Source organism: Streptomyces sp. NPDC059080, assembly GCF_042739975.1.
Classification (GTDB): domain Bacteria; phylum Actinomycetota; class Actinomycetes; order Streptomycetales; family Streptomycetaceae; genus Streptomyces; species Streptomyces benahoarensis.
Map to the genome: position 1 here is coordinate 47,182 of NZ_JBHYGX010000039.1, position 8,346 is coordinate 55,527.

Here is an 8,346-nt window from a genome sequence, read left to right on the forward strand (position 1 = left end):
GACCTCCGTCGTGGGCCCGGGGTGAGTGGTCACTTGGTGCCGAGCGCCTTCTGGAGGGCGGTGAGGTTGGCGTGCATCACGCCGAAGTAGTCCTTGCCGCGGGAGGCGTCGGTGATTCCCTCCAGGGGGTCGAGGACGTCGGTCTTCAGGTGCAGGTCACCGGCGAGGGACTTGGCGGTGGCCGGGTTGGCGAGCGTTTCGAAGAAGACCGTCGAGACATGGTGCTTCTCGGCCACGGCGTGGAGGCTCTTGATGCGGTTCGCGCTGGGCTCGGACTCGGGGTCGAGGCCGTTGATGGCCTCCTCGGTCAGGCCGTAGCGCTCGGCGAGGTAGCCGAAGGCCGCGTGGGTGGTGAGGAAGGTGTCCGATGCGCGGTTCTTCAGGCCGTCCTTGAAGTCGGCGTTCAGCCCGTCCAGCTTCTTGACCAGGGCGTCGGTGTTCTTCTGGAAGTCGGCCTTGTGGGCGGGGTCGGCCTTGGCCAGCACCGCGCTCACGCCCTTGGCGACCTCGGCGTACTTCACGGGGTCGAGCCAGATGTGCGGGTCGGCACCGGCCCCGGAGTCGGCGTGGCCGTGGTGGTGGCCGTCGACCTCGGCGCCGTGCTCCTCCAGGGAGGTCATCGTCGCGGCGTCGGCGACGTTCTTGACGCCGGACTGGGCGACCGCCTCGTCGACGGCGGGCTGCAGTCCCTTGAGGTAGACGATCGCGTCGGACTCGCCGAGCCGGCCGGTCTGCTGGGGGGTCAGCTCCAGGTCGTGCGGTTCGACGCCGGGCTTGGTGAGGTTGGACACCTCGACGTGGTCGCCGCCGATCTGCCGGGCGAGGAACTCCATCGGATAGAAGGACGCCGTCACCCTCAGCTTCCCGCCACTGCCGCCCGTGGTGTCGGCGGAGCAGGCGGAGAGGGCCAGAAGCCCGAGGCCGCAGGCTCCGGCGAGGGCTGCGGTGGATATGCGACGGCGTATGTTCATGACTGTCATTTTCAACAAAAGTGGAAACGATTGTCAACAACGTGTTCGAACGGGGGGCTGGGGCGGGTGGTACCGGGAGGAAGCGGAGAGGCGCCCCAGGCGATTTGGCCCGGGGGGTGCGGCCGCCGGTAACCTGAATCATTCACCCGCACCGGCGCTGAGCGCCGCCGCCGGTCCATCGTTCGCCGTCGTATGAAGAGAGCACCGTGGCCGCCGACAAGATCGACAGCATCGTCAGCCTGAGCAAGCGCCGTGGCTTCGTCTACCCCTGTAGTGAGATCTACGGCGGCTCGCGCGCCGCCTGGGACTACGGCCCGCTGGGCGTCGAGCTGAAGGAGAACCTCAAGCGCCAGTGGTGGCGCGCCATGGTCACCTCGCGCGAGGACGTCGTCGGTATCGACTCGTCGGTGATCCTGGCCCCCGAGGTCTGGCAGGCGTCCGGTCACGTCGCCACCTTCACCGACCCGCTCACCGAGTGCACCTCCTGCCACAAGCGCTTCCGCGCCGACCACCTGGAGGAGGCGTACGAGGCGAAGCACGGCCGCCTCCCCGCCAACGGTCTGGCCGACCTGAACTGCCCGCACTGCGGCAACAAGGGCGGCTTCACCGAGCCCAAGCAGTTCTCCGGCCTGCTCTCCACCCACCTCGGCCCCTCGCAGGACACCGCCTCGGTGGCCTACCTGCGCCCCGAGACCGCGCAGGGCATCTTCACCAACTTCGCGCAGGTCCAGCAGACCTCCCGGAAGAAGCCTCCCTTCGGCATCGCGCAGATGGGCAAGTCCTTCCGGAACGAGATCACTCCGGGCAACTTCATCTTCCGCACCCGCGAGTTCGAGCAGATGGAGATGGAGTTCTTCGTCAAGCCGGGCGAGGACGAGCAGTGGCACGAGTACTGGATGGCCGAGCGCTGGAACTGGTACCGCGACCTCGGCATCCGCGAGGAGAACATCCGGTGGTACGACCACCCCAAGGAGAAGCTCTCCCACTACTCCAAGCGCACCGCTGACATCGAGTACCGCTTCAACTTCGGCGGCACCGAGTTCTCGGAGCTGGAGGGCGTCGCCAACCGCACCGACTACGACCTGTCGTCGCACGCCAAGGCGTCCGGCCAGGACCTCTCCTACTTCGACCAGGAGGCCGGCGAGCGCTGGACCCCCTACGTCATCGAGCCGGCGGCGGGCGTGAACCGCGCGATGCTCGCCTTCATGCTCGACGCGTACATCGAGGACGAGGCGCCGAACGCCAAGGGCAAGATGGAGAAGCGCACGGTCATGCGCCTCGACCCGCGCCTGGCGCCGGTCAAGGTCGCGGTCCTGCCGCTCTCCCGCAACCCGCAGCTGTCGCCGAAGGCGAAGGGCCTCGCCACCGACCTGCGCAAGAACTGGAACATCGAGTTCGACGACGCGGGCGCCATCGGCCGCCGCTACCGCCGCCAGGACGAGATCGGCACCCCGTTCTGCGTCACCGTCGACTTCGACACCCTCGACGACAACGCGGTCACCGTCCGCGAGCGCGACACCATGAAGCAGGAGCGCGTCTCCCTGGACCAGATCCAGGCGTACCTGGGCGCGCGCCTCCTCGGCTGCTGACCCCGGACGGGCACGCGCCCGTCACCTTTGAGCGTGGCCGTCGGCCCCGCCCGCGAACGCTGCGGGCGGGGCCGATGTGCGGTGCGCGGCGGGTCAGCGCGCCGCCGGGCGGTCCGGGCGCAGCGCGAGCGCGCCGCACACCGCCGCCAGCGGGAGTTCGGCGGCCAGGGCCATGGCGACGGCGGTGGCCAGTTCGGCGCCGGGCGCGGCGGTGGCGAGGTCCAGGGCGGCGTCGGCGAGCAGCAGCAGTGCGGCGGCCGCCGCAGGACGGCGGTGCCCCGGGGCGCCGCGCAGCAGGCGGCGGCCCGCGGTCAGCAGGGCGGCGGCCTCCAGGAGGTCCAGGCTCACCCACGCCGCGGCCTGCCCGGGCGGCAGCGTCGCGGCGAGGCAGGCGGTCCACGGCAGCAGGGCGAGCCCGGCGCCGGTCAGCACCCGGCCCGGCCACCGGCGCCCTTCCGTGGCGAGCGGGCGCCAACCGGCCTTCACCGAGGGCGGGTTGAGGAGCAGCGTCATGATCCGGGTCCTTTGCGGCGACGGTGAACCCGGACGTCGGGCCCGCACTCCACCCTTGTCATCCGGGCCGCCGGTGTCGGTAGCCCACAGGCCCGGCCCGGGGTGGTGCCAGGTGCACCCCCGATCCGGTCGCCACCTCCATGGCGGCCCCGCGCGGGCGCCCCGTACGGTTCCGGCATGACCCTCCCGCCCCGGTCGCGCCGGGCCCTGTTGCGGCTCCGGCGCGATCTCCTCTTCCTCGCGGCCGGGGTGCTGCCGCATCTGCTCGTGGTCCCGCTGTACCTGTGGGCGGCCCTGCTCCTCGGCGCGACGGTGACCGGCAGCGACTCGGACGCGCCGGTGATCCTCGCCGCCCCGCTCGCCCTGCTCTGCGCCGCCGGTCCGGGCCTGACGGAGGTGCAGCGGTGGCGGTTCCGGGCGCTGTGCGGGGTGGAGCTGCCGCGCCTGGGACTGCGGCGGCTGCGGCGGCAGTTCGGCTACAACTGGCTGATCGGCCCGCTCCTCGGCGCCCTCGAACTCCTGGTGCTGGCGCTGCTGGTGGCCGGTCTTGCCGCCGCCACGGTGCTGCTGTGGATCTGGGCGGTGCCCTGGCAGTGGCGCATCGGCCACCCCGGCTACCCCACCCAGGCCGCCTACCTCACCGGACTCGGCCTGCTCGCGCTGGCCGCCGTCGTCCCGCTCGCCGCCGGGCTGGTACGGCTGGAGAACCTGGTGGGGCGGGCGGTGCTGGGCGTCAGCCGCTCCGACGAGCTGGAGCGGCGCGTCGAGGACCTGACCGCGAGCCGGGCGGGGGCGGTGGACGCGGCGGACGCCGAGCGCCGCCGTATCGAACGCGACCTCCACGACGGGGCCCAGCAGCGCCTGGTGTCCCTCGCGCTCAACCTCGGGCTGGCGAAGGCGACCCTCACCGACCTGCCGCCGGAGGCCAGGGAGGTCATCGAGGCGGCCCACCGCGAGGCGAAGGACGCGATCGAGGAGCTGAACCACCTCGTCCGCGGGCTGCACCCCGCCGTCCTCGACGAACTCGGCCTGGACGCCGCCCTGTCGGGGCTCGCGGCCCGCACGCCGCTGCCCGTACGGCTGCGGGTCGATGCCCTGGAGCGGACGACCGCCGCCGTCGAGGGCGTCGCGTACTTCGTCGTCTCCGAGGCGCTCACCAACGTCGCCAAGCACGCGCGCGAGGCGACCCGGGCCGAGGTGACGGTCACCCGGATCGGCGGAATACTGCGGGTGGTGATCGCCGACGACGGGATGGGCGGGGCCGATCCCGCCCGGGGCAGCGGTCTGAAGGGGCTGGCGCAGCGGGTGCGTTCGGTGGACGGGACGTTCCGGATGAGCAGCCCCGTGGGCGGCCCGACGATGATGAGTGTGGAGCTGCCGTGCCCGGGGTGAACGCGCCGACGGCGCCCGCCGCCGGGCCCGGCGCGAGCGAGGGGGCGAGCGGTGTGCGGCGTGCGGTGATCGCGGAGGACTCCGTCCTGCTGCGGATCGGGCTGGTCAAGGTGGTGGAGATGGCCGGTTTCACGGTCGCCGCCGAGGCGGGGGACGCGGCCGGGCTGCTGGCCGCCGTCGCCGAACACCGGCCGGAGCTGGCCGTCGTGGACGTCCGGATGCCGCCCGGCTTCACGGACGAGGGCGTCCGGGCCGCGCTGTCGATCCGGCGGGAGTGGCCGGGCACGGCGGTGCTGCTGCTCTCCCAGTACGTCGAGGAGCGGTACGCGGCCGATCTCCTCGCGGCCCACACCGGCGGGGTGGGGTACCTCCTCAAGCAACGCGTCGCGGACGTCGAGGAGTTCGTCGAGGCGCTGCGCCGGGTCGCCGGCGGCGGCACCGCCCTCGACCCGCAGGTCGTCTCCCAGCTGCTGGTGCGCCGGGCGAGCGATCCCCTGGAGCGGCTGACCGCACGGGAGCGGGAGGTGCTGGCGCTGATGGCGGAGGGCCGCTCCAACGCCGCCGTCGCGGCGCAGCTGGTGGTGAGCGAGAGCGCGGTCGCCAAGCACATCAACAGCATCTTCACCAAGCTCGACCTGCCGCAGGCGGACGCCGACCACCGCCGGGTGCTGGCGGTGCTGCGGTTCCTCGGCGTGGCGGCACCGGGCCGCTGACCCGGCGGCGCCGGGCGGGAGCCGGGGCAGCGGGCGCCCGGCCGCCCGGCGGCCGACGGCGCCCCGGGCCTCAGCGTCCGGGCGCGGGGCCCGGTGCCCCGGGCCTCACCGTCCGGCTCCCGACCGCGCCGCCCCCGGTACCGTCTCGCCGTCGAGGAGCGCGGCGGTGCGGAGGGCCGTCGCACGGGCCCGGACGCCGGTGGTCAGGGCGCCGAGCAGCAGGACGGCGGCGCCGCAGCCGGTGATGATCCACCATGCGGGGTGGGCCGCCGCGACGAAGTCGGCCGCGGCCGCCGCGCCGCCCGGGCCCCCGGTCCGTACGCCACCGGCCAGCACCGCGCCGATCACCGCGACGCCCAGCGACGAGCCGACCTGGCGGCTGGTGGACGCCACGGCCGCCGCGACACCCGCCTGGGTCCGCGGCATCCCGGAGACCGCGGTGTTGGTGATCGGCGCGTTGACCAGGCCGAAGCCGATGCCGAACAGGACGTACCCGGTGAACAGCAGCGCGGTGGTCGATTCGGCGTCGAACGCCGCGAACATCAGCCCGCTGGCGCCCATCGCGCAGCCCGCGAGCAGCAGCGGCAGCCGCGGCCCGCGGTTGCCGACCAGCCGCCCGGACAGCGGGGCGCACACCAGCGTCATCCCGGCCATCGGCAGCATGTACAGCCCGGCCTCCAGGGCGGAGTGGCCCTGGATGTCCTGGAGGTAGAGCGTGTTGAGGAAGAGGAACCCGGCCAGCGACGCGAAGGCGCAGACGGCTGTGACGGTGGCGCCGCTGAACGGCACGCTGTGGAAGAACCGCAGGTCGATGAGGGGTTCGTGGCGCCGCCTTTCGTAGCCGATCAGCGCGGCCAGCGCGGCCAGCGCGACGGCGGCGAACGTCAGGATCTTCGCGGAGAGCCAGCCCGTGCCCGGCGCCTCGATGATCGCGTACGTCAGGGCGCCCAGCAGCGCGATGACCAGCAGCTGGCCGACCGGGTCGGGGCGGCGCGGCCGCGGTGCGCGGGACTCGGGGACGTACCGCAGGGTGAGGAAGAGGGCGAGGACGCCGATCGGGACGTTGATCCAGAAGATCGAGCGCCAGCCGACGGACTCCACCAGCAGCCCGCCGATGACCGGCCCGGCGGCCATGCTGATGCCGACGACGCCGCCCCACACGCCGATCGCCCGGGCCCGTGCGCGCGGTTCCGTGAAGGTGTTGGTGATGATCGACATCGCGACGGGGTTGAGCATCGACCCGCCGACCGCCTGCACCATGCGGAAGACGACCAGCCAGGTGAGGCTGGGCGCGAGGCTGCACAGCAGCGAGCCCAGGGTGAAGACGGTCAGCCCGACGGTGAAGACGCGGCGCCGCCCGAGCCGGTCCGCGGTCGAACCGGACAGCATCAGCAGCGACGCCAGGACCAGCGTGTAGGCGTCGATGGTCCACTGCAGGCCGGAGACGGAGGCGTGCAGCTCGCGCTGGAGGGAGGGGAGTGCGACGTTGAGGACGGTGTTGTCGAGGCTGACGATCAGCAGGCTCATGCAGCAGATCGCCAGGACGAGCAGGCGCCGCCGGTGGCTCAACTCAGACATGGTTGAACGGTACAACGATATGCGCGGGGTGGCCCGGCCGGATGACGGGTTCCGGCCCGGCCGTCCGCGGGTCCGCGTGCCCGGTGCAGGCCCGGTCCGGCCTGCACGGTGTGGTCCGGCGTCGCCCGGCGCAGGCCCGGTCCGATCCTCCCCGCACGCCCCGGCCCGGCCCGGCCGGCTGCCGGCACGGAGGGCGCCCTCCGGGCCCGCCCGCCGGATGCGGGACAATGGGAGGTCGCACCGCCGGGTCGCCCGGCGCCGCACCGCCCCCGACCGCCGAAGGAATCCGCCTGCCATGACCTCGCTCCAGATCGGACCGCACACGGCGTCCCCGCCCGTGGTGCTCGCGCCCATGGCCGGGATCACCAACGCCCCGTTCCGGACGCTGTGCCGGGAGTTCTCCGGCGGCAAGGGGCTCTTCGTCAGCGAGATGATCACGACGCGGGCGCTGGTCGAGCGCAACGAGAAGACCATGCAGCTGATCCACTTCGACGCGTCCGAGAAGCCGCGCTCGATCCAGCTGTACGGCGTCGACCCGGACACCGTCGGCAAGGCCGTCCGCATGATCGCCGACGAGGATCTGGCCGACCACATCGACCTGAACTTCGGCTGCCCGGTCCCCAAGGTGACCCGTAAGGGCGGCGGCTCCGCGCTGCCGTACAAGCGGCCGCTGCTGCGGGCGATCCTGCGCGACGCGGTGGCGAACGCGGGCAGCCTGCCGGTGACGATGAAGATGCGCAAGGGCATCGACGACGGCCACCTCACCTACCTCGACGCGGGCCGGATCGCCGCCGAGGAGGGCATCACCGCCATCGCGCTGCACGGCCGGACCGCCGCCCAGCACTACAGCGGCACCGCCGACTGGGACGCCATCGCCCGCCTCAAGGAGCACGTCCCGGAGATCCCGGTGCTCGGGAACGGCGACATCTGGTGCGCCGACGACGCGCTGCGGATGGTCCGCGAGACCGGCTGCGACGGCGTGGTCGTCGGCCGCGGCTGCCTGGGCCGCCCCTGGCTCTTCGGCGATCTGGTCGCCGCCTTCGAGGGCACCGGTACGTACACCGAGCCGACGTTCAAGCAGGTCGCGGCCGTGATGGTGCGGCATGCGGCGCTGCTCGGCGAGTGGATCGGCGACGAGAAGCGCGGCGTGATCGACTTCCGCAAGCACGTCGCCTGGTACACCAAGGGCTTCGCGGTCGGCTCCGAGATGCGCCGCGGCCTCGCCGTCAGCTCCTCCCTCGCGGAGCTGGCGGATCTGCTCGGCAGGATCGACGGCGACCAGCCGTGGCCCGCGGGCGCCGACGGCCCGCGCGGCCGCACCTCGGGCCGCGACCGCGTCGTCCTGCCCGACGGCTGGCTCGATGACCCCAACGACTGCACGGGCGTCGGCGCCGATGCCGAACTGGACACCTCCGGCGGCTGAGCCCCGGCCCGGCACCCGCACCGGGCCGGCCGGTCCCGCGCCCGCCCGGCCCCGGGGCCCCCCCCCCGCCCGGGGCGCCCCCCCCCCCCCCCCCCCGCCCCCCGCCCGCCCCCCCCCGGCCCCCCCCCGGGCGCCGGGTGACGGCCGGGGGGGGGGGCGGCGGCGAC

General features: G+C 73.5%; 7 protein-coding genes. 4 read left to right on the forward strand and 3 right to left on the reverse strand.

Annotation, left to right across the window (positions count from 1 at the left end; all coding sequences use genetic code 11):
* Positions 1-29: 29 nt before the first annotated feature.
* The gene (locus ACFWWQ_RS24395; RefSeq protein WP_384599869.1) at positions 30-971 is read right to left on the reverse strand and encodes a metal ABC transporter substrate-binding protein; all 942 of its coding nucleotides are present in this window, start codon (positions 969-971) and stop codon (positions 30-32) included.
* 206 nt (positions 972-1,177) lie between these two features.
* Between ACFWWQ_RS24395 and ACFWWQ_RS24400 the strand changes: the two genes are divergently transcribed.
* Positions 1,178-2,560: a glycine--tRNA ligase gene (locus tag ACFWWQ_RS24400; RefSeq protein WP_384599872.1), complete on the forward strand. Its 1,383-nt coding sequence runs from the start codon at positions 1,178-1,180 to the stop codon at positions 2,558-2,560.
* A gap of 93 nt (positions 2,561-2,653) precedes the next feature.
* On the opposite strand, the gene ACFWWQ_RS24405 is transcribed toward ACFWWQ_RS24400, so the two are convergent.
* A complete protein-coding gene (locus ACFWWQ_RS24405; protein WP_384599875.1) occupies positions 2,654-3,073 on the reverse strand; it encodes a hypothetical protein in 420 nt (139 codons plus the stop codon).
* Between the two features lie 177 nt (positions 3,074-3,250).
* Here ACFWWQ_RS24405 and ACFWWQ_RS24410 point away from each other — a divergent pair, with 177 nt between their 5' ends.
* Both ACFWWQ_RS24410 and ACFWWQ_RS24415 read left to right on the forward strand, forming a co-directional pair.
* A complete protein-coding gene (locus ACFWWQ_RS24410) occupies positions 3,251-4,465 on the forward strand; it encodes a sensor histidine kinase (RefSeq protein WP_384599878.1) in 1,215 nt (404 codons plus the stop codon).
* A gap of 65 nt (positions 4,466-4,530) precedes the next feature.
* A complete protein-coding gene (locus tag ACFWWQ_RS24415; protein WP_384599892.1) occupies positions 4,531-5,178 on the forward strand; it encodes a response regulator in 648 nt (215 codons plus the stop codon).
* Between the two features lie 105 nt (positions 5,179-5,283).
* Here the strand turns inward: ACFWWQ_RS24415 and ACFWWQ_RS24420 are convergent, their stop codons facing one another.
* Positions 5,284-6,756, reverse strand: a complete 1,473-nt coding sequence (locus tag ACFWWQ_RS24420; RefSeq protein ID WP_384599881.1) for an MFS transporter — start codon at positions 6,754-6,756, stop codon at positions 5,284-5,286.
* Positions 6,757-7,051: 295 nt separating this feature from the next.
* On the opposite strand from ACFWWQ_RS24420, the gene dusB reads away from it, so the two are divergent.
* Positions 7,052-8,179 (forward strand): tRNA dihydrouridine synthase DusB, encoded by a 1,128-nt coding sequence (gene dusB, locus ACFWWQ_RS24425; protein ID WP_384599884.1) that lies wholly within the window; start codon positions 7,052-7,054, stop codon positions 8,177-8,179.
* Positions 8,180-8,346 lie beyond the last annotated feature (167 nt).

Excerpts from the sequence above, each read along its gene's own strand:
- ACFWWQ_RS24410 (WP_384599878.1), top strand. The coding sequence starts at position 3,251 with ATGACCCTCCCGCCCCGGTCGCGCCGGGCCCTGTTGCGGCTCCGGCGC.
- ACFWWQ_RS24405 (WP_384599875.1), bottom strand. The coding sequence starts at position 3,073 with ATGACGCTGCTCCTCAACCCGCCCTCGGTGAAGGCCGGTTGGCGCCCG.
- dusB (WP_384599884.1), top strand. The coding sequence starts at position 7,052 with ATGACCTCGCTCCAGATCGGACCGCACACGGCGTCCCCGCCCGTGGTG.
- ACFWWQ_RS24395 (WP_384599869.1), bottom strand. The coding sequence starts at position 971 with ATGAACATACGCCGTCGCATATCCACCGCAGCCCTCGCCGGAGCCTGC.
- ACFWWQ_RS24420 (WP_384599881.1), bottom strand. The coding sequence starts at position 6,756 with ATGTCTGAGTTGAGCCACCGGCGGCGCCTGCTCGTCCTGGCGATCTGC.